Raw genomic sequence first — 25,950 nt, 5'->3', positions numbered from 1 at the left:
GCCGCGCCAATGGCGGCACACCGAGGTGGGTAGGTCAGGAACGGTTGATGTCGAGCCACACCGCGCCATTGGGGTACTGGTAGCGCTCCAGGGTGTCAGCGTGCATTTCGATGCTGTAGCCCGGGCGCTGCGGTGGCATGTAGCGACCGCGGCGGATCACCACCGGGTCGAGGAAGTGTTCGTGCAGGTGATCGACGTATTCCAGCACCCGATTGTGCAGCGAGGCCGACACGGCGATGTAGTCGAACAAGGCAATGTTCTGCACATATTCGCACAGCCCGACCCCGCCGCCATGCGGGCAGACCGGCACATCGTACTTGGCGGCCATCAGCAGCACGATCAGCACCTCGTTGAGGCCACCCAGGCGGGCTGCGTCCAGCTGGCAGAAGTCCAGCGCGCCGGCCTGGAACATCTGCTTGAACATCACCCGGTTGTGGCAGTGCTCACCGGTGGCCACGCCAATGGGTGCGATGCGCTCGCGGATGGCGGCGTGGCCGAGGATGTCATCCGGGCTGGTGGGTTCTTCGATCCACAGTGGCTCGAACGCCGCCAGACGGCGCATGTTGGCCACCGACTCATCGACGCTCCAGACCTGGTTGGCGTCCATCATCAGGGTGCGTTCCCAGCCAATTTCGTCGCGCAGGATGCTGGCGCGGCGGATGTCTTCTTCAAGGTCAGCGCCGATTTTTTGCTTGATGTGGGTCCAGCCGTCTGCCACCGCCTCACGTGCCAGTTGGCGCATCTTCTCTTCGCTGTAGCCGAGCCAGCCGGGTGCGGTGGTGTAGCCGGGGTAGCCTTCGCGCAGCATTTGCGCTTCGCGCTGGGCCTTGCCTGGCGCCTGGCGGCGGAGCAGGGCGATGGCCTCTTCGGGGGTCAGCACGTCGGTCACGTAGCTGAAGTCCAGGCAACGTACCAGTTGCTCAGGGGTCATGTCGGCCAGCAGCTTCCACACCGGTTTGCCTTCGTGCTTGGCCCACAGGTCCCAAATGGCGTTGATGATGGCCGCCGTGGCCAGGTGGATCACGCCTTTTTCCGGGCCCAGCCAGCGCAGCTGGCTGTCGCCGACGGTGAAGCGGTGCCAGAACGCGCCCATGTCGGCAGTGATGTCTTCCAAGGTCTGGCCAACGATCATCGGTGCCAGCGACTGCACCGCCGCCGCGCAGATCTCGTTGCCACGGCCGATGGTGAAGGTCAGGCCGTGGCCTTCCAGGGCAGCGGCGTCGGTGTGCAGCACGACGTAGGCGGCCGAGTAGTCAGGGGCGCTGTTCATGGCGTCGGAGCCGTCCAGCGACAGCGACGTCGGGAAGCGGATGTCACGAACGCTCAGGTGGGTAATGCGTATGCTCATGGCGGACTCTTGTTCTGGTCGGGCAGTGGGAGACCTGACTGTAGGTTGTCGAGCGATACAGGCATAATCGCCAATTCCTAAGTAGGGATATCGAAATTGATATGTCTCAGATGCCCCCGGACACGCCGCCGCTGACGCCATCGCTCGGCACATTGAAGATTTCCAGCCGCCAGATCACCTTGCTCAACGCGCTGGGCGAATTTGGCAACCTGCGCCGCGCCGCTGCGGCCATGCACACCACGCAACCGGCGGCCAGCCTGCTGTTGCAGCAACTGGAAGAACGCCTGGGCGTGCGCCTGTTCGAGCGCCTGCCGCGCGGCATGCAGCCGACGCTGTATGGCGAGGTGATGATTCGCTATGCGCAGAACGCGCTGCACGAGTTCGAGCATGCCCAGGCACAGATCGCCGAGCTGGCCCGCGGTGCCTCGGGCCTGGTCCGGGTGGGCAGTGTCATGGGGCCGGTGCCCGGCCTGCTGACCAAGGCGGTGCTGGCCTACAAGCGCGACCACCCCAAGGTGCGGATCTCCCTTGAAGTCGGGACCAGCGACACCTTGCTGCCGGCGCTGTTGCGCGGTGATTTCGACATGGTGGTCGGGCGCCTGCCAGACCAGAGCGACAGCCAGGACCTGAACATCGAACTGTTCGACGGGGGTGAGCAGATGCGCGTGATCGCCCGCGCCGGGCACCCGTTGGCCAACGCCAAGGCATTGCAGCTGGCAGACCTGGTGGCCCTGACCTGGATCCTGCACCCCATCGGCAGCCCCATGCGCCGGCGGGTCGAGAGCGCCTTGCAGGCGGGCGGCATGGTGCAGTCGCTGGACATCGTCGAAACCGCCTCGATCCTGGCCACCACCGCCATGCTCGAAGCCTCCGAAATGATTGCCGTGGTGCCCAACGATGTGGCCCAGCACTATGCGCGCTACGGCATGGTCGCCATCCTGCCGGTGGAGCTGCCGATCACCATGGCCAACCTGGGCTTGCTGACCCTGCGCTCGCGGCCCAATTCCGTGGCCCTGGACCGCTTGCTGCAGTACCTGCGGGCGCAATAGCCATGCCTTCACACCTTTTCGAGGTTGCCCTCTGATGCCGTCGGACATTACCCATTCCAGCTTCTGCAACTGGGTCCGCTTCAAGCACCTGGTGCTGATCGACACCCTGGCACGTACTCGTAACATGCACGCCACCGCCACCCGCATGAACCTCAGCCAACCTGCCCTGAGCAAGATGCTGCGGGACCTGGAAGAGCAGTTCGGCTTTGCTTTGTTCGAGCGCCTGCCACGCAGCATGCCGCCTACCGAGCTTGGCGAGTACGTGGTGCGCTACGCCCAGGGGGTGCTGGCCGACTCGCAGCAGTTCGTCGACCAGGTCAACCGGCTGCGCAAAGGCGGGCATGGGTTTATCCGGGTTGGCGGTATTTTCGCGGCTACCCCCGTGGTGCTGCCCCAGGCGATTGCCGCCATCAAGGCGCGCAGCCCGTTGCTGTCGATCGAGGTGGTGGAGCACTCCAGTGACCATCTGCTGGCCATGCTGGAGCAGAACAAGCTCGATATCATTATCGGCCGCTTCACCGAAGAGCGCTTCAGCCAGTTGTTCGATTATCAGCCCCTGGAGCCCGAGCCCTTCAGCCTGGTGGTCAACAGCCGCCACCCGCTCAATGCCCTTGCCAGCACCCCGTTGGAGGCCCTGGGTGACTGGCCATGGGTGCTGTACCCCGTGGGTACGCCGATCCGCAACCGCCTGGAGCAGGCGTTCAGGGTTGCCGGCATTGCCACGCCGGCGGACAGCGTCGAGACCATTTCGATGCCGATGTTCCTGCAGTTGCTGCAGTCCGGCCCGATGATCGCCATGCTGCCCAGGTCGATGGTCGCCGCGCAACTGAACAGCGGCCAGTTCAAGGAGTTGCAAAGCCCCTTGCACTTGCCGGCACTGGAATACGGCATCGTCACCCGCAAGGACGAGCCGCTGACCCCGTCGGCCCGGGAGTTCGTCGACATTCTGCTCGACTTCGCGCAGCAACGGCGTGACGCGCCAGGGGCGCCAAGCGATTGATAAATCACCGCTGACAGGCGGTATCGATAACCCAGAGTTATCGCGTGATCGGATCATCTCATTGGGAATGTTGCGCAAGGCTTCTTACAGTGGTCGCAGATTCGCCCGGCATCGAACGGGCGTCGCCATAACAAGAAGTCAGCCGCACCGCCCTGAGAGGTCCCATGCAACTGATTGCCCGATCCGGTGACCTTGCCGTCATCCGCCTCAACCCGCTGGACAACGTCCTAATCGCCCGCCAAGCCTTGCCTGAAGGCCTGCACCTGGACGCCGAGGCGATCACCGTGCGCCAGGCGATCCCCTCGGGGCACAAAGTGGCCACGCAGCGTGTGGCGCAGGGCCAGCCCCTGCGCCGCTATGGCCAGATCATCGGTTTTGCGTCCCAGCCCATCGACGCTGGCGACCATGTACACGTCCACAACGTGCAGATGGGCGATTTCGCCCGTGACTACGCCTTTGGCGTCGATGCCCGCAGCACGCCGAGCCGCGAGGCGGTGTTCGAGGGCATCGTGCGTGCCGATGGGCGGGTGGCCACCCGCAACTACATTGGCATTCTCACCTCGGTGAACTGCTCGGCGACCGTGGCCCGGGCCGTGGCCGACCACTTTCGCCGCGACATTCACCCCGCAGCCTTGGCCGACTACCCCAACATCGATGGCGTGGTGGCATTGACCCACGGCGCCGGCTGCGCGGTCGACCCCTCTGGCGAGGCGCTGAGCTTGTTGCGTCGCACCCTGGCGGGTTATGCCGTACACGCCAATTTCGCTGCCGTGCTGATCATCGGCCTTGGCTGTGAAACCAACCAGATCGAAAGCCTGCTCGAAACCCAGGGGCTGACCACCAGCACCCAGCTGCGCGCCTTTACCATCCAAGGCATCGGTGGCACCTCGAAGACCATCGCCGCCGGCATCGAGCAGGTCAAGGGGCTGCTGGCCGAGGCCAATCAGGTGCAGCGCGAGCCGGTCAGTGCGCGCCACCTGATCGTAGGCCTGCAATGTGGTGGGTCCGATGGCTACTCGGGGATCACCGCCAACCCGGCGTTGGGCAATGCCGTCGACCGCCTGGTGGCCGCTGGTGGTACGGCGATCCTTTCCGAAACACCTGAAATCTATGGCGCGGAGCACCTGCTGACCCGTCGCGCGGTCAGCCGTGAGGTGGGCGAGAAGCTGGTCGCCCGCATCCACTGGTGGGAAGACTACTGCCAGCGCATGAATGCCGAACTGAACAACAACCCTTCGGCCGGCAACAAGGCCGGTGGCCTCACCACCATCCTCGAGAAGTCGCTGGGCGCGGTGGCCAAGGCCGGTTCCAGCAACCTGGTCGATGTCTACCAGTACGCAGAAGCGGTGCGGGCCCAGGGCCTGGTGTTCATGGACACGCCGGGCTACGACCCGGTCTCGGCCACTGGCCAAGTTGCCGGCGGCGCCAACCTGATCGCCTTCACCACCGGCCGCGGCTCGGCCTACGGCTGCGCGCCGGCACCGTCCATCAAGCTGGCGACCAACAACCGGGTGTTCGAGCACCAGGAAGAAGACATGGACGTCAACTGCGGTGGCATCGCCGATGGCTCCACCAGCATCGAAGAGCGCGGCGCGTACATCTTCGATCAGATGCTGCGCATCGCGTCCGGCGCGCGCAGCAAAAGCGAACAGCACGGCTACGGGCAGAACGAGTTCGTGCCCTGGCAGATCGGCGCCGTGACCTGATCGACAGCCCATTCCTGATTTTTGAGGCAACCCCTATGCACGTTAGCGGATACAACTTCATTGCCGGCCAGCGCAGCGCTCAGGGCCAGACCCTGGTCTACAGCGTCGATGCCCACACCGGTGAACGCCTGTCGGTCGCTTTCCACCAGGCTACCCTGGCCGAGGTCGACAACGCCGTGAATGCTGCCTCTGCGGCCTTCCCGCTGTTTCGCAACCTGGCATCCGTGCGCCGCGCCGAGTTCCTGGAGGCCACTGCCGACGAGCTCGACGCCCTCGGCGAAGACTTCATCGCTTTGACCTGCCAGGAAACGGCTCTGCCAACGGCCCGTATCCTCGGCGAGCGCGGCCGTACCAGCGGGCAGATGCGCCTGTTCGCCCAGGTGCTGCGCCGGGGTGACTTCTATGGCGCCCGCATCGACCAGGCACTGCCTGCCCGTACGCCTCTGCCACGGCCTGATTTGCGCCAGTACCGCATTGGCGTAGGCCCGGTGGCGGTATTTGGGGCTAGCAACTTCCCCCTGGCGTTCTCCACGGCGGGGGGTGACACCGCAGCGGCCCTGGCGGCCGGTTGCCCGGTCGTTTTCAAGGCCCACAGCGGCCATATGGCCACCGCCGAGCGGGTCGCCGAGGCCGTGATCCGGGCCGCTGAACGCACCGGCATGCCGGCCGGTGTGTTCAACATGATCTTCGGTGGCGGCGTTGGCGAGGCACTGGTCAAGCACCCTGGCATCCAGGCAGTGGGCTTCACCGGTTCGCTCAAGGGCGGGCGTGCGCTGTGCGACATGGCGGCGGCAAGGCCACAGCCGATACCGGTATTCGCCGAAATGTCGAGTATCAACCCGGTGCTGGTACTGCCTCAGGCCTTGGCCAACCGCGGCGCGCAACTGGCCAAGGAACTCACCGCTTCGGTGGTGCAGGGCTGTGGCCAGTTCTGCACCAACCCGGGCTTGGTCCTGGGCATTCGCTCACCGGCGTTCAATGCTTTCATCGAGCAGTTGGCCGGGCACATGGCTGACCAAGCGCCACAGACCATGCTCAACGCCGGCACCTTGAACAGCTACGGCAAAGGCCTGCAGGCCTTGGCTGCCCACCCGGGGGTGAAGCGGTTGAGTGGCCTGGCGCAACAGGGTAATCAGGCCCAGCCGCACCTGTTCGAGGCCGATGTCAGCCTGCTGCTGGAGCAGGACGAGCTGCTTCAGGAAGAAGTGTTCGGCCCTTGCACGGTAGTGGTTCAGGTAGCCGACGACGCCGAGCTGCTGCGTGCGGTCGCGGCCTTGCGCGGGCAATTGACCGCCACGCTGCTGGCGGACGATGCGGACCTCGCGGGCTACGGCCATCTGCTCGGTGCGTTGGAAGAGAAAGTCGGTCGCGTTCTGCTCAACGGCTACCCCACCGGGGTCGAGGTGTGCGATGCGATGGTGCACGGTGGCCCGTATCCGGCCACTTCGGACGCCCGTGGCACCTCGGTCGGCACCCTGGCCATCGACCGCTTTCTGCGCCCGGTGTGCTACCAGAACGTGCCGGATGCCTTGCTGCCCGCCGCCTTGCAGAACGCCAACCCGCTGGGCATACAGCGCCTGGTCGATGGCAAGCCAAGCCGCGCGGCCCTGAACTGATCGTGGAGTGCCAGGCATGACTCAAACCAGACGCTACGACGTGCAGGTAATCACTGCTTTCGTCGAGCAACTGTTCGAAAAAGCAGGTGCCGATGCCGAGGTCGCCCAAGTGGTGACCCAGGTGCTGCTCGAAGGCGAAGTGCTGGGCCATCGCACCCATGGCCTGAACCTGGTCAGCCGCTATATCGGCGGTATGCTCAGCGGGCAGGTCAAGGCGCAAGCCCAGGCGCTGGAGCAGGTGTCGGACAGCGGGGTCTCCAGCCTGTTCGACGGCCATTACCTGCTCGGCCCTTACTGCGTCAGCCGCGCCCTCGACTGCGCGGCCACAGGGGCCAGTGCACAGGGCATCGGCATTGCTGTGGTGCGCCGGGCCGCGCACATCGGCTGCCTGGCAGCGTACCTGAAACCCTACACCGACCGTGGCCTGGTGGCCCTGGTGTATTCGTCGGACCCGTCGGTGGGGCTGGTCTGTGCCCATGGCGGGGTCGACCCGGTGTTCACGCCCAACCCGATTGCCGCCGGCATACCGACCCAGGGCGAGCCGATCCTGCTGGATGTGAGCATGTCCACCGTGACCCTGGGCCTGGTCGGCCAGTGCCGTGATGCCGGCAGCAAGCTGCCGCACCCGGTGCTGATGAGCAACGACGGCCAACTGAGCGATGACCCGCGCGACTTCTTCAGCCAGCCGCAGGGCAGCATCCTGCCGCTGGGCGGCCAGGCCTTTGGTCACAAGGGCTTTGCCTTGGCGATTCTGGTCGAGGCGCTGACCTCGGGGCTGGCTGGCCATGGTCGCAAGGACGCCCCGGACCAGTGGGGCGCGTCGGCCACCGCCGTGGTCATCGACCCGCGCTTTTTCGGCGGCCTGCAAGCATTCACCGACGAAACCAGCTTCCTCGGCCAATTGGTCCTCGCCAGCCGCCCGGTAGACCCCGAACGCCCGGTACGCCTGCCAGGCCAGGCCGGCCTGGCCTTGCGCCGACACGCGCTGGAGGAGGGGGTGAGCCTGTCGGCGCACGTGCTCGATGACCTCGACCAGTTGGCTGGGCAGTTGCAACTGGCGCCACTTTCGCAGGCGCTGGCTCAATGAATGACAATGACAACAAGGGTACCCACATGACCGACCAATCGAATGCCACGCCACCGCTGCAACTAAGCCACGACATCGCCGTGTTCGACAGCGGCACCTGGGTCGGCCGGGTCTGGCTGCCCGATCAGGGCCCCGCCGTGGTGCTGGTCAAAGCGGGCGCCGTGCACGATATCAGCGCCCATGTAGCGACCGTTTCGGCCTTGCTCGAAGTGGCCGACCCGGTTGCTTATCTGCGCGCGCTGCCGTTGCCCGAGGCGTTGATCGCTCTGCCGGCGTTGCTGCGCAACAGCGACCCCAGCCAGCGTGACGCACGTTTGCCCTGGCTGCTGGCGCCGATCGACCTGCAAGCGGTCAAGGCCGCCGGTGTGACCTTTGCCGCCAGCCTGCTGGAGCGGGTGGTGGAAGAGCAGGCCAAGGGCGACCCGGCCAAGGCCGATGCCATCCGCGACACCCTGGCCAGCCGCATCGGTGCGGACCTCTCGCAGATCATCCCGGGTTCTGCCCAGGCCGAAGCGCTGCGCAAGGTGCTGGTGGAGCAGGGCCTGTGGTCGCAATACCTGGAAGTGGGCATTGGCCCGGACGCCGAAGTGTTCACCAAGGCGCAGCCGCTGTCGGCGGTCGGGCATGGCGCCGACATCGGCATCCATCCCAAGTCCAGCTGGAACAACCCGGAGCCGGAAGTGGTGCTGGCGGTATCGAGCGACGGCAGCATCAAGGGCGCCATGCTGGGTAACGATGTCAACCTGCGCGACTTCGAGGGGCGCAGTGCCTTGCTGCTGTCCAAGGCCAAGGACAACAACGCCTCCACCGCGCTGGGGCCATTGCTGCGCCTGTTCGATGAAAGCTTTGGCCTGGACGATGTGCGTAACGCCGAAGTGGACTTGCGTGTCGAAGGCCAGGACGGCTTCATTCTTGCTGGCCGCAGCTCCATGCGCCAGATCAGCCGTGACCCGCAAGACCTGGTGCAGCAGACCCTCAACGAAAACCACCAGTACCCCGACGGGCTGGTGCTGTTTCTCGGTACTCTGTTCGCCCCCAAGCAGGACCGCGACCAGCCCGGCAACGGCTTCACCCACAAGCCAGGCGACCTGGTCGCCATCAGCAACGCGCAACTGGGTACCTTGTGCAACCGTGTGACCACCAGCGACCAGGCGCCGCAATGGGGCTTCGGCCTGCGCGCGCTGATCGACAGCCTGAGCCGGCGCGGCCTGCTCGAAGCAGCGGTGACGGCACGCCAACCTTGACGGCTGCCGTGCCCCAGGGATGAACGTAACAGGATAGATGGACCGCCAAGGCGCTGAAGGCGCTGCAACAATAATAATAAAGGCCACCCAATGAACCCTATGAAGAAGTATCAGCGCCTCACCGTCGTGTTCCTGCTGTTGATCGGCATCGTCAACTACCTGGACCGCAGCGCGCTGTCGATCGCCAACACCTCGATCCAGAAAGACATGATGATCAGCCCCTCGCAGATGGGCATTCTGTTGTCGGCGTTTTCCATCGCCTACGCCTTTGCCCAGTTGCCGATGGGCATGATCATCGACCGCCTGGGCAGCAAGATCGCCCTGGGCGCCTCGTTGCTGGCCTGGTCGGTGGCCCAGGCCACTTTCGGCATGGTCAACAGCTTTGCCGGCTTCATGGGCCTGCGTGTGTTGCTGGGGATTGGCGAGGCGCCGATGTTCCCGTCGGCGGCCAAGGCCTTGTCCGAATGGTTCGATGCCAATGAACGCGGTACCCCGACTGGCATCGTCTGGTCCTCGACCTGCCTGGGCCCATGCCTGGCGCCGCCCTTGCTGACCCTGTTCATGGTCAATTTCGGCTGGCGTGGCATGTTCATCATTACCGGCCTGATCGGCGTGGTGCTGGCGCTGTGCTGGCTGACCTTCTACAAGAGCAAGGCGCAGTACCTGGCCGAGCTCGCCGCCGAAGGCAAACCGCTGCCGAGCGCGCACAAGCAATCGCCAGCCACGGCCATCCCGCAGGCGGCGAAGCCTTCGTACTTCGCGGGCTGGCTCGACCTGTTCAAGCACCGCAGCACCTGGGGGGCGGTACTGGGCTTCATGGGCGTGATCTACATGCTCTGGCTGCACCTGACCTGGTTGCCCGGTTACTTCGAACGTGAGCACGGGCTGGACCTGTACAAGACTGCCTGGGTGGTGTCGCTGGCCTATGGCTTCGGTGCGGCGGGCACGATCGTAGCCGGGCGCTTCTGCGACCTGCTGGTCAAGCGGGGCATGAGCATCCTTGGCAGCCGCAAGTTCAGCGTCATCACCGGCCTGGTGCTGGCCGCGCTGTTCACCCTGCCGTTGTCCTACGTCAGCGGCCTGACCGGCTGCGTGATCCTGCTGTGCCTGGCGCTGTTCAGCATCAACATGGCCAGTGCCACCGCCTGGATGATCGTCAACACCATCGTCGACAGCCCGCGGGTGGCGTCCTTCGGCTCGATCCAGAACTTCGGCGGCTACATTGCAGGCTCCGTGGCACCGATCGTCACCGGCTTCAGCATTCAGTACTCGGGCTCGTTCAACACGGCGTTCATGATCAGCGCGATCGTGGCGCTGTGCTCGGCGGTGGCTTACTTCCTGCTGCTGAAGGCGCCGATCGGCAGTGCCAAGGTCGAGTCGGGGACACTAGCAGGTGTGACCGAGTAATCGATCCGGCGCGCGCAGATCCCTGTGGGGCGGCCTTTCGCGACGCAAGCCCGCCCCCCATACAACAGAACGGACCTACGGCTATTGCCAGGCCCGTCTATCTGTATGTATAACCAGTATCCTTTCTCCACTGCCCGACCTCGCCCCGTGATTGCCCATTCCGTCGACGACCCGTTCTATTACCTGCACAACTTCCGCCAGGTGCTGTCATGGGTCGAACAGCGCTATGACGACCTGCTCGACGAGCAGGAGCTGGCGTTCATCCAGGCCTTTGCCCAATTGGACAGCCGCGCCCAGGCCCTGATGGTGCGTATGGTTATGCGCAAGGGCGAGCTGTTTCGCAGTGACAAGCTTGTGTACGCCGAAGTCGGCGATACCGAGCAGGCCTTGCAGCCGCTGCAGGCCTTGGGATGGGTGCGGGAGCCTGCACAATTGGCGCTGGAACAGCTGTTCACCATGCTGCGCAAGGACGAGCTGGCGCAGTGCTTCGCCGGGCAGTTGAGCCGCCCACGGGCCGCCAAGCACGACCTGCTCGCACAGCTGCAACCCCTGGGGCTCGCGCCCCGGCCGTTGACGCAGTGGTTTGCCGACAGCGACGTGCGCATCTTCCAGTGGTGCCTGCAACCGTTGTGTGACCGCATGCGCCTGTTGTTCTTCGGCAACCTGTACCAGGACTGGTCGGACTTCGTGCTCGCCGACCTTGGCCTGTTGCGCTACGAGCGCGTGCCTTTCAGCAGCGATTCGCGGGCCCTGCGCCATCGCGCCGAGGTCGACTTGGCCATGGCTTTGCACCAGTGCGCCGAGCGGCTGGAGCAAGGTGACGAGCCGCTGTCGATCCTCGGCGCGATGACAGGGCTGCACAGTGACAACCCGTGGTTGGCCCGGCGCCATGCCCGCCTGCTGTTCGCCCTGGGCCAGCAATGCGAACGGCAGGGTGACTGGGACCAGGCCATGGCCGTGTATGGCCAGTGCAGCCATGCCCAGGCGCGTATCCGCCAGGTACGCGTGCTGGAGCGCAGCGAACAGTGGCCACAGGCACATGCGCTTGCCCTGCAACTGGCTGCGGCCCCGGCCAACGCGCTGGAGGTGCAGGCGCTCGAACGCATGCTGCCGCGCCTGGCGCGCAAGCTCGGCGGGCCGCCGCAACGGCGCCAGCGCGCAGCGCAACTGCAACTGATCGAACTGGAGCTGCCCCGCGAGCACGCCGCCTTGGGCGTCGAGGAGGCCGTGCGCCAACACTTGGCCGAGGCCGGAGGGCAGGTTCATTACGTGGAAAACACGTTGTTCAACAGCCTGTTCGGCCTGTTGTGCTGGGAAGCGATTTTCGCGCCGGTACCGGGCGCGTTCTTCAACCCGTTTCAGGCCGCCCCCCAGGACTTGCACGACAGCGACTTCCAGCAACGGCGCAGTGCCCAGTTCGAGCGTTGCCTGGGGCGGTTGGACGATGGCAGCCATCGCCAGGCCATTCTCGACTGCTATGCCGCCAAGCAAGGCCTGCAGTCGCCGTTCGTGTTCTGGCCCATGCTCAGCGAAACCTTGCTTGAACAGGCGCTGGCCTGCCTGCCGCCCGCCCATCTGAAGCAATGCTTCCTGCGGCTGTTGCAGGACATCCGCAACAACCGCGCCGGCATGCCCGACCTGATCCAGTTCTGGCCCGACCAGGGTGGTTATCGCATGGTCGAGGTCAAGGGGCCGGGCGACCGCCTGCAAGACAACCAGTTACGCTGGCTGGAGTTCTGCCGTGCGCAGGGCCTGCCCGTTGCGGTGTGCCATGTGCGCTGGAGCGAGGCGGCGTGAGCTACAGCGTAGCTGTACGCGCCTTGTGCGAGTTCAGTGCCAAGGTCGGCGACCTGGACCTGCGCTTTACCCCATCGCCCACCGCCCAGGAGGGTATGGAAGGGCATCGGCGGGTGGTGGCGCGGCGCGCCGCCGACTATGAGTCGGAAGTTGCCCTCGAAGGCCAGTTCGAAAGCCTCAGGGTGCGAGGCCGCGCCGACGGTTACGACCCCAGCTGCAATCGCCTGGAAGAGATCAAGACCTACCGCGGCGACCTCGCGCGCCAGCCGGCCAACCATCGTCAGCTGCACTGGGCGCAGGCCAAGGTCTATGCCTGGCTGATGTGCCAGGCGCGGCAATTGCCGGAAATCGATGTGGCTTTGGTGTACCTGGACGTGGACAGTGACGGCCAGACGCTGATCAGCGAGCACCACAGTGCTGCCGAGCTGCAAGCCTTCTTCGAGACCCAGTGCCGGCGCTTTCTGCGCTGGGCCGAGCATCAGCAACAGCGCCTGGCCGAGCGCGACCGCGGTCTGCAGGCCCTGGGCTTCCCCTATGCACAGTTCCGCCAGGGCCAGCGCCAGTTGGCCGAGACCCTGTACAAGGCGGTGAGCACAGGCCGCTGCCTGATGGCGCAGGCCAGTACCGGCATCGGCAAGACGCTGGGTACCTTGTTCCCGTTGCTCAAGGCGATGGTGCCGCAGCAACTCGACAAAGTGTTCTTCCTCACCGCCAAGACACCGGGCCGGGCGCTGGCCCTCGATGCCATGCGCCAGATTACCGATGCCACACCGCAACCGGCCTTGCGCACCCTGGAGCTGATTGCCCGTGACAAGGCCTGCGAGCACCCCGACAAGGCCTGCCATGGCGAGTCCTGCCCCTTGGCGCAGGGTTTCTACGACCGCCTGCCCGCTGCCCGCGAGGCGGCGGCAGGGTTGCCCTTGCTGGACCGTGCCCAGCTGCGCGAAGTGGCCTTGGCGCATCAGGTATGCCCGTACTACTTAGGCCAGGAAATGGCCCGCTGGGTGGACCTGGTGGTGGCCGATTACAACTATTACTTCGATGCCCATGCCTTGCTGTTCAGCCTGGCCCAGGCCAACCAATGGCGGGTGGCGGTGCTGGTGGACGAAGCGCACAACCTGGTCGAGCGCGGTCGCGGCATGTACAGCGCCAGCCTGGATCAAGGCCAGTTGCTTGCCTTGCGCCAGAGCAAGCCACAAGGGTTGAGCAGTGCGCTGGACCGCCTCAACCGGCAGTGGAACGCGTTGTACAAAGAGCAGCGGGCGCCGTATCAGGCCAGCGAGCAGTTGCCGGATGCCTTCTTGCGTGCCTTGCAGCAATGCATCGGGCTGATTCAGGAGCGCTTGAATCAGGCACCTGCCGAGGTGGATGCGCAGGTGCTGCAGTTTTTCTACCAGGCGTTGCAATTCTGTCGGGTCGCTGAACTGTTCGACGAGCATTTCATCTTCGACATCACCGTGCGCGACAGCCTGCGCAAGCGGCGGCTGGCGACCCTGTGTCTGCGCAATATCACCCCGGCGCGGCTGTTGGCGCCTCGCATGCAGGCGGCGCGCAGCGTAACGCTGTTTTCCGCCACGCTGAGTCCACGGCATTTCTACAGTGACCTGCTCGGCATGCCGGCCGACACGGCCTGGCTGGAAGTGGCGGCGCCGTTCCGCGCCGAGCAGCTCGAAGTGCGCATCGCCAGCCAGGTGTCGACCCGTTATCGTGAGCGCCACGCCTCGCTGGCACCGATTGTCGAACTGATCGCCGAGCAGTATCAGCGCAAGCCCGGCAACTACCTGGCGTTTTTCAGCAGCTTCGAATACTTGCAACAAGTGGTCGCTTTGTTGGCTGAGCGTTACGGCCACATTCCCCACTGGGCCCAAGCGGCGGGCATGGACGAAGCGGCGCGTCAGGCATTTCTCGATCGTTTTGTGCTGGACGGCTGCGGCGTTGGCTTTGCGGTGCTGGGCGGGGCGTTTGGGGAAGGTGTGGATTTACCCGGCACACGGTTGATCGGGGCGTTTGTCGCCACACTCGGCCTGCCCCAGGTCAACCCCGTCAACGAACAGTTCAAGCAGCGCCTGGGGCGCCAGTTTGGCGCCGGTTTTGACTATGCCTATCTGTACCCAGGCGTGCGCAAGGTCATTCAGGCGGCGGGCAGGGTCATACGCGGGGATCAGGACCAAGGCGTGCTGGTGCTGATCGACGAACGCTTTGCCGAGGCGCGGGTGCAGCAGATGTTTCCCGGATGGTGGCAGACGGCTATTAACTAGTGTGGTGTTTCAGAAGTACCAATGAAACACCACACTTGCCGGCAGTCCTTCTTTCATTCAGCGGCTGTCAATTGGGGTAAGATCACGCCCCGAACCTTCGCACATCTCCTTGAATATCAAGGTGATGGCCATGCACCGACTCGCTTAGCGCTGTGCCTGTCCCCGTACCGGTCCAAGCGTCGCTACAGGATTCACGTTGTGACCGATTTCTCGAAAAACCCCCTGCTGCAGTACATGGCCCGCCTGGCCCCCTCCAGCCAGCAAACCATGCGCTACATCCTTCAGGACGCCGCTGACCGGCTGGGCTTTGCCGACTGCAATATCGTCGATGTGCCGTGGCACCGGCTCGACCCAGGCCACGTGATCGCCCTTGTGGCTGCGTTGCGTGAAGATGGCTATGCCCCCAACAGTTCGTCGCTGTATGTGAATGCAATACGCGGGGTGATGAACGAGGCGTGGCGCCAGGGCCTGATCGACCACGAACAGTTGCTGAGGATCCGCGAGGTCAAGCCCGCCACCGGCAGCCGCCTGCCACCGGGGCGCAACCTGCGCCGAAGCTTGATCCGCGAGTTGATGGAGGTGTGCGCCGCCGATCCCCGGCCGCAAGGCGTGCGCGACGCGGCGATCATCGCCTTGCTGTATGGCACCGGTATGCGCAAGTCGGAGTCGGTGGACATCGACCTGAGCCAGGTAGACTTCGAAGCCCGCAGCCTGCAGGTGCTGGGCAAGGGCAACCGGCAGTTGATCAAGTACGCGCCACCTTGGGCGTTCGAAAAGCTGCAGGCGTGGCTGGACCTGCGCCGCGATGACTTGCCGGAGGGCGCACCCGACGACCCATTTCTGTTCAACCGCATTCGCCGCGGCAATCACATTACCCGCGCACGCATCACCAAGCATGCGATCTATTACATTGCCCGCCAGCGGGGTGCGCAGGTTGGCGTGAAGATCATGCCTCATGATTTTCGCCGTGCGTTCATCACCCGGGTGATCGAAGAGCACGACCTGTCGATTGCCCAGAAGCTCGCGCACCATGCCAATATCCAGACCACCGCCAGTTACGACCGCCGCGATGACAACGAACGCCGGCGGGCCGTAGACCGCTTCGACTACTGAAACGGCTGGCCCGGCACCGAAACAGGGCCTGCGCGCGCCCCCGCTTTGTGCGCCGTAGCCCCGTGTGCCCGATGCCAGAGCGGCTGCGCTGACGGTTTCATCTTCGTTCACCTGCGTAGTTGGCCCGCAACCTGCTATATCCAGCCTGAGAATTTGATCGAGTGGTCAGGCTGGCAGCGCTTCAGTGCCGCCTGCCTGACCCTCTAAGCGGCCGTCAGGTCACGGATTTCAGGGGCCGCAGGATGTCGCTCGCGGAGCAGATCGAACAACAGCAAGACGATGCGGGCTGGAGCGCCTACCTGCAGTTGCGTTTTAGCCGACGCGACGATGTGACCCGCCTTGGTGCGCGGCGGCATTTCGGACCTCTTTTGGTGCAGCGGCCTTTCTATCCTGAGGGGGCGCCGTGCCATGTGTATGTGCTGCACCCGCCTGGTGGCATCGTCGCCGGCGACCGGCTGGAGTTGGATATCCACCTTGAGCCTGGCAGCCATGCGTTGCTGACCATGCCTGGCGCCAGCAAGTTCTACCGCAGCATCGGCCCGACCGCGCGCTTGGCCCAGCGCTTTCACCTGGGCGCCGACAGCACCCTGGAATGGTTGCCCCAGGACAGCATCTTCTTCGCCGGTGCCCGCGCCAGCCTCGACAGCCGTTTCACCCTGGCGCCGGGCGCCCGGTTGCTGGCCTGGGAAACCTTGTGCCTGGGCCGCCCGGTCATGAACGAACGCTTCGATCACGGCGCCCTCGACAGCCGCTTGCACATCGAAATGCCCGACGACCCCGGCCTGTACGAACGGCTGCGCATCGAAGGCGGGCAACTGGACAAGCTCGCCGGCCACCCGCTGCTGGCCACCTTCTGCGCCACTCCGGCCGACCCCGCACTGCTGGAGCACGTCCGGGCCTTGCTCGACGAACTGGACAACCCCGCTGGGGCGACCTTGCTTGGGTCGCTGCTGGTGATCCGCCTGCTCGACCACGACAACCAACACCTGCAACACACCTTGCAACGCCTGTGGCATGTCCTGCGCCCGGCCGTTATCGGCCTGCCTGCCTGCCCGCCGCGTATCTGGGCTACCTGAGAGAAGCGCCATGGAGCTGACCCCGAGAGAGAAAGACAAACTGCTGCTGTTCACCGCCGCGCTGCTGGCGGAGCGGCGCCTGGCCCGCGGCCTGAAACTCAACTACCCGGAAGCGGTGGCGCTGATCAGTGCCGCCGTGCTCGAAGGCGCCCGTGATGGCCGCACGGTGGCCGAGCTGATGAGCCTGGGCCGCGAAGTGCTGAACCGTGAGCAGGTCATGCCAGGCATCGCCGAAATGATCCACGACGTGCAGGTCGAGGCGACCTTCCCGGATGGCACCAAGCTGGTGACCGTGCATGACCCCATCGTCTGAACCCGGCCAGGAGCCCCGCATGATCCCAGGTGAAATCCAGGTCGCCGCCGGCGACATCGAACTCAACAGCGGCCGCGCGACGGTGAGCGTCCGTGTGGCCAACCATGGCGACCGACCGGTGCAGGTCGGCTCGCACTATCACTTCTACGAAGTCAACGACGCACTGGTGTTCGAACGTGCGCCCACCCTGGGCTTTCGCCTGGACATCCCGGCCGGCACCGCCGTGCGCTTCGAACCGGGCCAGGCCCGCACCGTGCAACTGGTGGCCTATGCCGGCAAGCGTGAGGTGTATGGTTTCCAGGGCAAGGTGATGGGCGCACTGGAGGGCAGGGTATGAGCCGTATTTCCCGTCGCGCCTATGCCGACATGTTCGGCCCTACCGTCGGCGACCGCGTGCGCCTGGCCGATACCGCGCTTTGGGTCGAGGTCGAGAAGGACTTCACGGTGTATGGTGAAGAGGTCAAGTTTGGCGGTGGCAAGGTCATCCGTGACGGCATGGGGCAGGGCCAGATGCTGGCGGCTGAGGCCATGGACCTGGTGCTGACCAACGCGTTGATCATCGACCACTGGGGCATCGTCAAGGCCGACATCGGCGTCAAGCACGGGCGCATTGCCGCGATAGGCAAGGCCGGCAACCCCGATGTGCAACCGGGTGTCACTGTACCGGTTGGCCCGGGTACCGAAGTGATTGCTGCTGAAGGCAAGATCGTCACGGCCGGCGGTATCGATTCGCACATCCATTTCATCTGCCCGCAGCAGGTGGAGGAGGCACTCACCAGCGGCGTAACCACCTTCATTGGCGGCGGCACGGGGCCGGCCACCGGCACCAATGCCACCACCTGCACGCCCGGGCCGTGGTACCTGGCGCGCATGCTCCAGGCGGCCGACAGCCTGCCGATCAACATCGGCTTGTTGGGCAAAGGCAATGCGTCGCGCCCCGAGGCGTTGCGCGAGCAGATCGCCGCCGGTGCCGTGGGCCTGAAGCTGCACGAGGACTGGGGCTCGACCCCGGCGGCCATCGACTGTTGCCTGGGCGTGGCCGAGGAGATGGACATCCAGGTGGCGATCCACACCGACACCCTCAACGAGTCCGGTTGCATCGAAGACACCCTGGCGGCCATCGGTGACCGCACCATCCATACCTTCCACACCGAGGGCGCTGGCGGCGGCCATGCGCCGGACATCATCCGCGCTGCAGGGCAGGCCAACGTGCTGCCGTCCTCGACCAACCCAACCTTGCCGTACACCATCAACACGGTCGACGAACACCTGGACATGCTCATGGTCTGCCACCACCTGGACCCGAGCATCGCCGAGGACGTGGCGTTCGCCGAGTCGCGCATCCGCCGCGAAACCATTGCTGCCGAAGACATCCTCCACGACATGGGCGCCTTCGCCATGACCTCGTCCGACTCGCAGGCCATGGGCCGGGTCGGCGAGGTGGTGCTGCGTACCTGGCAGGTAGCCCACCAGATGAAGTTGCGCCGTGGGCCACTGGCCCCCGACAGCAGCTACAGCGACAACTTCCGGGTCAAGCGCTACATCGCCAAATACACCCTCAACCCGGCGCTGACCCACGGCATTGCCCATGAGGTGGGGTCGGTGGAGGTGGGCAAGCTGGCCGACCTGGTGCTGTGGGCGCCGGCCTTTTTCGCGGTCAAGCCCGCGTTGGTGATCAAGGGCGGGATGATCGTCACCGCGCCGATGGGCGATATCAATGGCTCGATCCCTACGCCGCAGCCGGTGCATTACCGGCCGATGTTCGGCGCCCTGGGGGCGGCGCGCCATGCCACGCGCATGACGTTTTTGTCTCAGACCGCCATGGACCGCGGCCTGGCCCAGGCGCTGAACCTGCGCAGCCTGATTGGCGTGGCCCATGGCTGCAGGCGCGTGCGCAAGGCCGACATGGTCCACAACACCTTGCAGCCGGTCATCGAGGTCGATGCGCAAACCTACCAGGTGCGTGCCGATGGCGAGCTGCTGGTCTGCGAACCGGCCCGCGAACTGCCGCTGGCCCAGCGTTACTTCCTGTTCTGAAGGAGCACAGATGATAGTCCTTAATCGCCGGATCACCGCGCTTGGCGCGCTTCCCGAAACCGTTACCGGCAGCGTCACCCTGGATGTGGACAGCCGCATCAAGAGCCGTTTGCGGGTGACCCTGGACGATGGCCGCGACGCCGGGCTGATGCTCGCGCGCGGCCACTTGCTGCGCGGCGGTGAACTGTTGGCCGATGCCGACGGCGGCCAGGTTATCCGGGTGCTGGCCGCGCCCGAGACGGTCTCGACGGTGCGTTGCGTCGACCCGCACTTGCTTGCGCGCGCGGCCTACCACCTGGGCAATCGCCATGTACCGCTGCAGATCGAGCCCGGCCTGTTGCGCTACCAGCACGACTATGTGCTCGACGACATGCTGCGTGGCCTGGGCCTGACGGTGGTCACCGAGCAGGCGCCGTTCGAGCCCGAGGCCGGCGCCTACCAGAGCGCACCGCATAGCCACAGCCATGGCCACGATCACCCGTTCGTGCGCCTGCCTGCCCATTCCTGAACTGCCCTGGAGCAACCGATGAAAAAGACTTTCGCCCTGTTTCTGCTGATGCTGGCGCTGCCGGCCTTCGCCCACCCGGGCCACGACAACAACCCCTTGCAGGATGGCCTGTTGCACCCGCTGACCGGCCTCGATCACCTGCTGATGCTGCTGGGCACCGGCGTGCTCGCTGCGCTGACCCGACGCAACCTGGCGTTGCCCTTGGCGACCCTGGCGGCGATGTTCGCGGGCGCGGTGTGCGGCCATCTGTTTGGCGATGTGCTGGGCATGGAGGCAATGATCAGCGTGTCGTTGCTGGTGGCTGCAGGCGCCCTGTTGCTGCCCAGCCGCCAGCTGTTGCTGGCGCTGGCCATGCCGGTGTTCGCCTTGTTCCACGGTTGGGCGCATGGCGTGGAGGCCACGCCCAGCGCGTTCTGGCAGTTCAGTGCGGGCTTTGTGGCGGTCAGTGGCCTGCTGCTGGCGGCCGGGTTCGCGGTCGGTTGCCTGTTGCGCCGCCACAGCGGCCTGCAAAAAGCCTTTGGTGGTGGCCTGCTGGCCGGCGCCGCACTGGTACTGGCCGGTTGATGGACGGCGACCTGGCGCTGCTGCGCCTGCTGCAACTGGCCAGCCCAGGTTTGCCAGTGGGTGGGTTCACCTACTCGCAAGGCCTTGAGTGGGCGGTCGAAGCGGGCTGGGTACGGGATATCGGCAGCTTCAGCGCCTGGCAACGCGAGCAACTGCACGACACCCTGGGCTGCATCGACTGGCCCGTGCTGGCGCGCCTGTATCAGGCCTGCCAAGCCGCAGATGCCGATGCGTTCAGCCACTGGAGCCGCTTTCTGCTGGCCAACCGCGAAACCGCCGAGCTGCGCCTGGAAGAACAGCAACGCGGTTCGGCGCTGGCGCGCCTGCTCGATGGCTGGCAACTGGGGCAGGCGCCGGCCTGGCGGGCCAGCCTTGAACTCACACAACTGGGCGGCATGGCCTGGCTTGGCGCGCACTGGTCGATCCCGCTGCGCCAGTTGGCGTTGGGCCTTGGTTTTGCCTGGCTGGAGGGCGCGGTCATGGCCGGGGTCAAGCTGGTGCCGTTCGGCCAGCAGGCGGCGCAAACCTTGCTCCGCGACCTTGGCCAAGCGCTGCCTGCTGTGCTCGACCATGCCCTGGCCCTGAGCGATGACCAGCTCGGTGGCGGCCTGCCATTGCTGGCAATCGCTTCATCGCGTCATGAAACCCAATACACCCGTTTGTTCCGCTCCTGAGGACTGCCTTCATGCAAAGCTATCAACAACCCCTGCGCGTCGGTGTCGGCGGCCCGGTCGGCTCTGGCAAGACCGCGCTGCTCGAAGCCCTGTGCAAGGCCATGCGCGATCATTACCAGATCGCCGTAGTGACCAACGATATCTACACCAAGGAAGACCAGCGCATCCTCACCGAAGCCGGCGCCCTTGAGCCCGAGCGCATTGTTGGCGTGGAAACCGGCGGTTGCCCGCACACGGCGATACGCGAAGATGCCTCGATGAACCTGGCGGCGGTGGAAGCCTTGGCACGCAAGTTCGGTAACCTTGAAGTGATCTTCGTGGAGAGCGGTGGCGACAACCTAAGTGCCACGTTCAGCCCGGAGCTGGCCGACCTGACCATCTACGTGATCGATGTTGCCGAGGGTGAAAAGATCCCGCGCAAGGGCGGGCCTGGCATTACCAAGTCCGACTTTCTGGTGATCAACAAGACCGACCTCGCGCCGTATGTCGGCGCTTCGCTGGAAGTGATGGAGCGCGATACCCAGCGCATGCGCCCGCAGCGGCCCTGGACCTTCAGCAACCTCAAGAAGGGTGAGGGCTTGCAGGCGGTGATCGATTTCATCATCGAGCGCGGCATGCTTGGCGTGCGGGGCTGAAAATACAGGGGGCCGCTTTGCGGCCCCAACACTCAATCGTGACAGCAATGCGCCGTGCCAGGCTGCCCTTCATAGCGATCATGGTGCCGTACCCAGTCCATGGTCCCGGCTTCATTGCGCCCCAATGGCGCGATGTCGAGAAAGTTGTAGGTATTGACCAGAATGTCCAACCCACGGGCATAGGTCGAGTAGGTGTGGTAAACGCTGCCGTCATCGTCCCGATAAAACGCGCTCAGCCCTGGCAGCTCGCTTTCACTGCCGGCGTAGGGCTCATAGTTGTATTGCCGAGGGCCTTCGCTGCCAACGCTGACCCCAAAGTCCTCGTTGAAGCCGCTGCCCGCCGACGAATACCAGGGAAACTGCCAGCCCATGCGTTGGCGGAAGGACTGGAATTCAGCGTAGGGTGCCCGCGACACGGCCACCAGTGACACGTCGTGATGCGCCAGGTGCAGGTTGGCGCCGTCAAAATGGTCGGCCAGGAACGAGCAGCCTGGGCAACCTTCATCCCAACCCTCGACAAACATGAAGTGATAGAGCAGCAATTGGCTGCGGCCAGCGAACAGCTGAGTCAGGCTCAGCTCGCCCTCGGGGCCTTGGAAGCGATAGGGTTGTTCGACCTTGACCCAAGGCAGGGCGCGACGGGCTGCGGCCAACGCGTCGCGTTGATGGGTGAAGGCTTTTTCGTGCAGCCACAGTTGCCGGCGTGCGGCCAGCCACTGGCTGCGGGATACCACCTCATGCCTGTTTTCATGCGTGCTCATGGCGCTGACTCCGCGAAAGGGTTTCAGCACTAGTCGAGCAGCGCTCGGCCGGATCGACAGGCAGCGATGGCCGAGCGATGAACGGTGGGCTTGCCGTCAGCCCGAATGCGCGATATGCCCTTCGGCCAGTTCGTCCTGCACGTTGTCTTCCCCGGGCAATGCGGTAATCACGCTGAAGTCACTGACCTCGACCGCACCGCCGCCGTAGCCCAGCAAATGGAAGGAAAACGCCTTGCGCTCGATCGGATTGTCGAAGCCGAACTCCATTTCCAGCGGCTGGTCCGCCGTCACCCGAATCTCTTCGGGCAGCCCCAATGGCACGTCCTGTTCCAGTTGCTTGGCCTTGAGCTTGATGTAGGCCGCACGTCGCGGGTCCAGTGAACGTACCTTGACTCGTACACGGGTATGCGAGCCCTCGGGCATCTCCAGGTACTGGGCACCGATCAGGTTGTCGGCCCAGTCATCGTGAATGCGCTTGCGCAGCTGGATCGGCGAAGGGCCGCCAAACTGGTAGCGCAGGTTGAGCGGCGTTTGCAGCAGCGACTGGTCGAGTACCCCGGCCAGGCTTACGATTTGCTGGCCGAGCATGTTGTCGCCAGGGCCGAGGTAGCGCGCCTGGTCGGCGATGAAGCCTTCACTGGCATAGCGCCGGCAACGCTGCTGGAAGTCGCACTCGGTGAACACCCCCTGGCCGTTGTGGTAGCGCAGCATGCCGTTGGTGTAGGAGATCATTTCGCGGCCCGAGTCGTAGTCGCGGTACAGCGAGCGCCCGCCCAGCGCGGCCGGGATCGGCAAGGCGAAGTAGTCGAGCAGGGAGGTGGTCAGGTCGATATGGCCATAGGTGCCACGCTTGATGTGCGGCAGTTGCGCCTGCTCCGGTGCCAGGGTGAGGTTGAAGCCCCAGGACGACGCCAGGCGCACACCGTCGATGCCGTGGGACTCGTCGGAGGTCACCACCACCAAGGTGTCCTTGAGCACACCCTGGCGTTCGAGGTTGTCGAGAAACGCGCCGATCGCGTCGTCCAGGTAGGCGACCGCAGCCTGCTTGGGCGTGTCGTAGCGCTCAAGGTAGTCGGCCGGTGCCGAATAGGGCTGGTGGGTGCCGACGGTGAGCAAGGTCAGCATCCAGGGTTTGTCCTGTTTTCGAAGCTGGCCGACGTAGTCCAGGGCGCCTTCGAAGAAGGCACGGTCGTCTTTGCCCCACGGGAAGTCCAGGTAGTTCTTGTTACGGAACCATTCCAGGCCATGCACCGAGTCAAAGCCGATGTGCGGCATGATGCGGTCCTTGGCCATGAAGCGCAGGCCGGCACCTTGCAGGTAGTGGGTGGTGAACCCGGCCTGGCGCAATTGCGCCGGCAGGCAGGCCTGGTTACGTTCGTTCTGGGTCAGCAGTTCGACACCCTTGGGCGTACCGTTGGCCAGTTTGTCGTAGTCACCGCAGAGCATCGCGTAGAGGCCACGGATGGTCTGGTGGGTATGCAACACGTAGTCCGGGGTGTTCATGCCACGCTCGGCCCAGCGGCTGAGCTTTGGCATCAGGTCTTCGTCGAAACGGCTGTGCAGGGCCTGGCGGTTGGGGCGAATGTAGGCCCCGGGGATGCCTTCGACGGTGATCACCAGCAGGTTGCGGGCGCTGCCCGGCGCCTTGAGCAGCTTCTGGCCATGCAGGTCGGACTGGGTCAGGCCGCTGCTGGCCAACGGCGTGGTCACCTGTTCGTGGCCCATCCAGCCCTGTACCTGGCGCTGCAGGTTACCGACGCCGGCAGACAGCAACTGATGGGAGAGGTTGTATTGCCGCCATTGGTCGGCGTCGGAGGGCAGCAGGTGTTGGCTGCCCCAGTGCGCACCAAACAGCAGCAGCGGGACTGACCAGGCCTTGCGCGGCAGGGCAGGGGCAGGTTGGCTGCGGCTGCCCCAGACACTGAGCAGCCAGGCCAGCAGGCCGACCGCCAACACGCCCGGCAACCAGCCGTGGGCGAGGCCGCCGCCGGTGGAATTCTCCATGAATTGTGGGTCGGCGAGGTAACCGAGGTCGGCGCTGGTGGGCAACCTGCCCACCGCGCTTACCAGCTCGGCCGAAGCCACCCAGAGTGCGGCCCAGGCCAGCAACACCGGTAAGGCCAGCCACCACGGCCGGCGGTGCAGCAGCAAGACCAGCAGGCTGCCGAGGGCGAGGTCGGACAGATAGCCGAGCGGGTTGGACCAACCCAGCATGGCGCGCGTACCCAGTGGGATCACCAGCACCAGGCCCGTCAAAGCGACAAGCCGGGTGCGTGGGTGGTCGAACAGGTTCTTCACAGAAAACTTCCCTTTAGCCATTAAATCGTCATACATCTGTGCTGAATGATAACAGGCTGGGCCAGGGAAGGCGGGCCACTACAAGGCTGGTAACCAAAAGCGGGCGCGCTTGCGCAGGCCCGGCTGGTGGGTTCAGGTCAGAAGTAGTAGGGGAATTTGAGGCTGAAGGAGAAGTCTGGGGCATCGTCGGTCAGGCCAATGGATAGGTTGGGGACGATGGTCAGGTTGTCACTGGCAGCAAAGGTCATGCCGATGTTGAAGTTGGCCGCGTTGTAGTCACTGTTGCTGATCGACTGCCAGTCGCCGCCATCTGGCTTGATCTTGCTCTTGCGGGCAAACTGGTCGGAGAAGGAGAACGACATGCTCATCTTCTCGTTCAAGGCAAAGGCGATACCGGCGCCGATCTGCCAGGAGTCACCGAGCTTCACGTCACCCGGCACCTTGCTGTTGACCTGGGGGCTGATGTCGCTGAACGAGTCCTCCATGTTGTAGGTGTAGGACAGGCTGCCGAAAAGTACGGCGGGGTCGAAGGTCTTGACCAGCGAGATGCCCGGCGTGATCGCCCAGACGCCGTTGCCTGTGGGCAGGCTTTCCGGTACCGACAAGTTGTCGTTGCCTGGCACCTCGCGCAGCTTGATGCCGTAGGGGTCCTTGCCGGTTGGCGCCTTGATCCGCAGTGTCGCCACCGCATCAGGCCAGTTTTCTGATTCGTCCATGAATTTGTAGGCAACGCCCACGTTGATATCGCCGATTTCCGGGTCACGGGTGACGGTTTCGTCGCTGGTAACCGGGGCCGCACCGCCTGCACCGCCTGACGAGTAGGTCGATTCGCGGTAGACCACCGGGACGTTGATGTCGAACTGCCAACGCTGCGCCAGGTTATAGCGGGCGGTCATGTCCAGGGTCCAGTTGTCGGCCTTGATACGGTCGAGGTTGATGTTGCCGAGGAAAATCGAATCCAGTGCCAGAAAGCCATTGAGCACCAGTGCGCGGGTATCGTAATGGGTGTAGGTAACGCCGGTTTCGAAGCTGAACTTGCCGCCACCAAAGAAGCCGCTGGCCTCGTCGTACAGGTTGGACACACTCTGTGCGGGCTCGGCGTCTTCCTTGAGTGATTGGCCGTAGGAGCTGCCGGTGGTGCCCGGCGCCCCTGCAGCGACGGTCTGGCCACCTTTGACCGTTTCGGCCGGGGAGCGGGTCAGGCGTTTGGGGGGCGGCGCCGCAGGCGCTTCCTCGACCTGACGAACACGCTGTTCAAGCACCATCAACGCTTGCTGCTGTGCTTCGTAGCGCTGTTTCAACGCCATCAGTTCTTGTTTCAGCGCTTCGACCTGTGGGTCTGCTGCTGCGTAAAGGGAGGTGGCCGGGGCCAAGGTAGCCAAACAGACAAAAGCTCTGAACGTTAACGATCGGTGCATGGGTTTGCCGTCCCTTCCGACTACTTTTGATGAGACTGAGC

General features: G+C 64.7%; 22 protein-coding genes. 18 read left to right on the top strand and 4 right to left on the bottom strand.

The genetic code is table 11. The annotated features are described in order from the left end of the window. Positions 1-34 precede the first annotated feature (34 nt). Entirely contained in the window at positions 35-1,348 is a 1,314-nt protein-coding gene (locus HU770_RS19900; RefSeq protein ID WP_186665102.1) for an L-fuconate dehydratase, read from the bottom strand. Positions 1,349-1,449: 101 nt separating this feature from the next. Here HU770_RS19900 and HU770_RS19895 point away from each other — a divergent pair, with 101 nt between their 5' ends. The 18 genes from HU770_RS19895 (at position 1,450) to ureG (ending at position 21,432) form a co-directional block, all read left to right on the top strand. Then, complete coding sequence (locus HU770_RS19895; RefSeq protein ID WP_186665100.1) at positions 1,450-2,397, top strand: LysR family transcriptional regulator; 948 nt, start codon at positions 1,450-1,452, stop codon at positions 2,395-2,397. A gap of 34 nt (positions 2,398-2,431) precedes the next feature. Then, complete coding sequence (locus HU770_RS19890) at positions 2,432-3,397, top strand: LysR family transcriptional regulator (RefSeq protein ID WP_186665098.1); 966 nt, start codon at positions 2,432-2,434, stop codon at positions 3,395-3,397. A gap of 164 nt (positions 3,398-3,561) precedes the next feature. After that, on the top strand, positions 3,562-5,103 hold the full coding sequence (locus HU770_RS19885) for an altronate dehydratase family protein (RefSeq protein ID WP_186665096.1): 1,542 nt from the start codon (positions 3,562-3,564) through the stop codon (positions 5,101-5,103). Between the two features lie 35 nt (positions 5,104-5,138). Continuing rightward, the gene (locus HU770_RS19880) at positions 5,139-6,719 is read left to right on the top strand and encodes an aldehyde dehydrogenase (NADP(+)) (protein ID WP_186665094.1); all 1,581 of its coding nucleotides are present in this window, start codon (positions 5,139-5,141) and stop codon (positions 6,717-6,719) included. A gap of 16 nt (positions 6,720-6,735) precedes the next feature. Beyond that, a complete protein-coding gene (locus tag HU770_RS19875) occupies positions 6,736-7,806 on the top strand; it encodes an Ldh family oxidoreductase (RefSeq protein ID WP_047583135.1) in 1,071 nt (356 codons plus the stop codon). 26 nt (positions 7,807-7,832) lie between these two features. Further along, complete coding sequence (locus tag HU770_RS19870; protein WP_186665124.1) at positions 7,833-9,050, top strand: fumarylacetoacetate hydrolase family protein; 1,218 nt, start codon at positions 7,833-7,835, stop codon at positions 9,048-9,050. Between the two features lie 99 nt (positions 9,051-9,149). After that, entirely contained in the window at positions 9,150-10,457 is a 1,308-nt protein-coding gene (locus HU770_RS19865) for an MFS transporter (protein ID WP_238347524.1), read from the top strand. 147 nt (positions 10,458-10,604) lie between these two features. Beyond that, positions 10,605-12,254 (top strand): VRR-NUC domain-containing protein, encoded by a 1,650-nt coding sequence (locus HU770_RS19860; protein ID WP_033698377.1) that lies wholly within the window; start codon positions 10,605-10,607, stop codon positions 12,252-12,254. Next, positions 12,251-14,512 (top strand): ATP-dependent DNA helicase, encoded by a 2,262-nt coding sequence (locus HU770_RS19855; protein ID WP_186665090.1) that lies wholly within the window; start codon positions 12,251-12,253, stop codon positions 14,510-14,512. The genes HU770_RS19860 and HU770_RS19855 overlap by 4 nt, the downstream gene beginning before the upstream one ends. 198 nt (positions 14,513-14,710) lie before the next feature. Further along, complete coding sequence (locus HU770_RS19850; RefSeq protein ID WP_186655832.1) at positions 14,711-15,625, top strand: tyrosine-type recombinase/integrase; 915 nt, start codon at positions 14,711-14,713, stop codon at positions 15,623-15,625. A gap of 242 nt (positions 15,626-15,867) precedes the next feature. After that, on the top strand, positions 15,868-16,701 hold the full coding sequence (locus HU770_RS19845) for an urease accessory protein UreD (protein WP_033698371.1): 834 nt from the start codon (positions 15,868-15,870) through the stop codon (positions 16,699-16,701). Between the two features lie 10 nt (positions 16,702-16,711). After that, positions 16,712-17,014: an urease subunit gamma gene (locus tag HU770_RS19840; protein ID WP_033698369.1), complete on the top strand. Its 303-nt coding sequence runs from the start codon at positions 16,712-16,714 to the stop codon at positions 17,012-17,014. Positions 17,015-17,033: 19 nt separating this feature from the next. Then, positions 17,034-17,351 carry an urease subunit beta gene (locus tag HU770_RS19835; RefSeq protein ID WP_186655819.1) on the top strand — a complete coding sequence of 106 codons (318 nt, stop codon included), beginning with the start codon at positions 17,034-17,036 and terminating at the stop codon, positions 17,349-17,351. Next, a complete protein-coding gene (gene ureC, locus HU770_RS19830) occupies positions 17,348-19,051 on the top strand; it encodes an urease subunit alpha (RefSeq protein ID WP_186665088.1) in 1,704 nt (567 codons plus the stop codon). The genes HU770_RS19835 and ureC overlap by 4 nt, the downstream gene beginning before the upstream one ends. Before the next feature lie 10 nt (positions 19,052-19,061). Next, entirely contained in the window at positions 19,062-19,559 is a 498-nt protein-coding gene (ureE, locus tag HU770_RS19825; RefSeq protein ID WP_186665087.1) for an urease accessory protein UreE, read from the top strand. A gap of 18 nt (positions 19,560-19,577) precedes the next feature. Continuing rightward, positions 19,578-20,123 (top strand): HupE/UreJ family protein, encoded by a 546-nt coding sequence (locus tag HU770_RS19820; RefSeq protein ID WP_033698361.1) that lies wholly within the window; start codon positions 19,578-19,580, stop codon positions 20,121-20,123. Next, complete coding sequence (locus tag HU770_RS19815; RefSeq protein WP_186665086.1) at positions 20,123-20,797, top strand: urease accessory UreF family protein; 675 nt, start codon at positions 20,123-20,125, stop codon at positions 20,795-20,797. Before HU770_RS19820 ends, HU770_RS19815 begins: the two co-directional genes overlap by 1 nt. A gap of 11 nt (positions 20,798-20,808) precedes the next feature. After that, complete coding sequence (gene ureG / locus HU770_RS19810; protein ID WP_033698357.1) at positions 20,809-21,432, top strand: urease accessory protein UreG; 624 nt, start codon at positions 20,809-20,811, stop codon at positions 21,430-21,432. A gap of 32 nt (positions 21,433-21,464) precedes the next feature. Here the strand turns inward: ureG and HU770_RS19805 are convergent, their stop codons facing one another. From HU770_RS19805 to HU770_RS19795, 3 genes are all read right to left on the bottom strand, one after another. Continuing rightward, a complete protein-coding gene (locus tag HU770_RS19805; protein ID WP_095064404.1) occupies positions 21,465-22,193 on the bottom strand; it encodes a thioredoxin family protein in 729 nt (242 codons plus the stop codon). Positions 22,194-22,289: 96 nt separating this feature from the next. Beyond that, on the bottom strand, positions 22,290-24,491 hold the full coding sequence (locus HU770_RS19800) for an LTA synthase family protein (protein ID WP_186665085.1): 2,202 nt from the start codon (positions 24,489-24,491) through the stop codon (positions 22,290-22,292). A gap of 137 nt (positions 24,492-24,628) precedes the next feature. Continuing rightward, positions 24,629-25,909 carry a hypothetical protein gene (locus HU770_RS19795; protein WP_033698353.1) on the bottom strand — a complete coding sequence of 427 codons (1,281 nt, stop codon included), beginning with the start codon at positions 25,907-25,909 and terminating at the stop codon, positions 24,629-24,631. Positions 25,910-25,950: the final 41 nt, after the last annotated feature.

Source organism: Pseudomonas sp. SWRI68 (genome assembly GCF_014269165.1).
GTDB classification, from domain to species: Bacteria; Pseudomonadota; Gammaproteobacteria; order Pseudomonadales; family Pseudomonadaceae; genus Aquipseudomonas; species Aquipseudomonas capeferrum.
The sequence above is the reverse complement of the archived record's forward strand: the minus strand, read 5'-3'. Positions and strand labels throughout refer to the sequence as shown.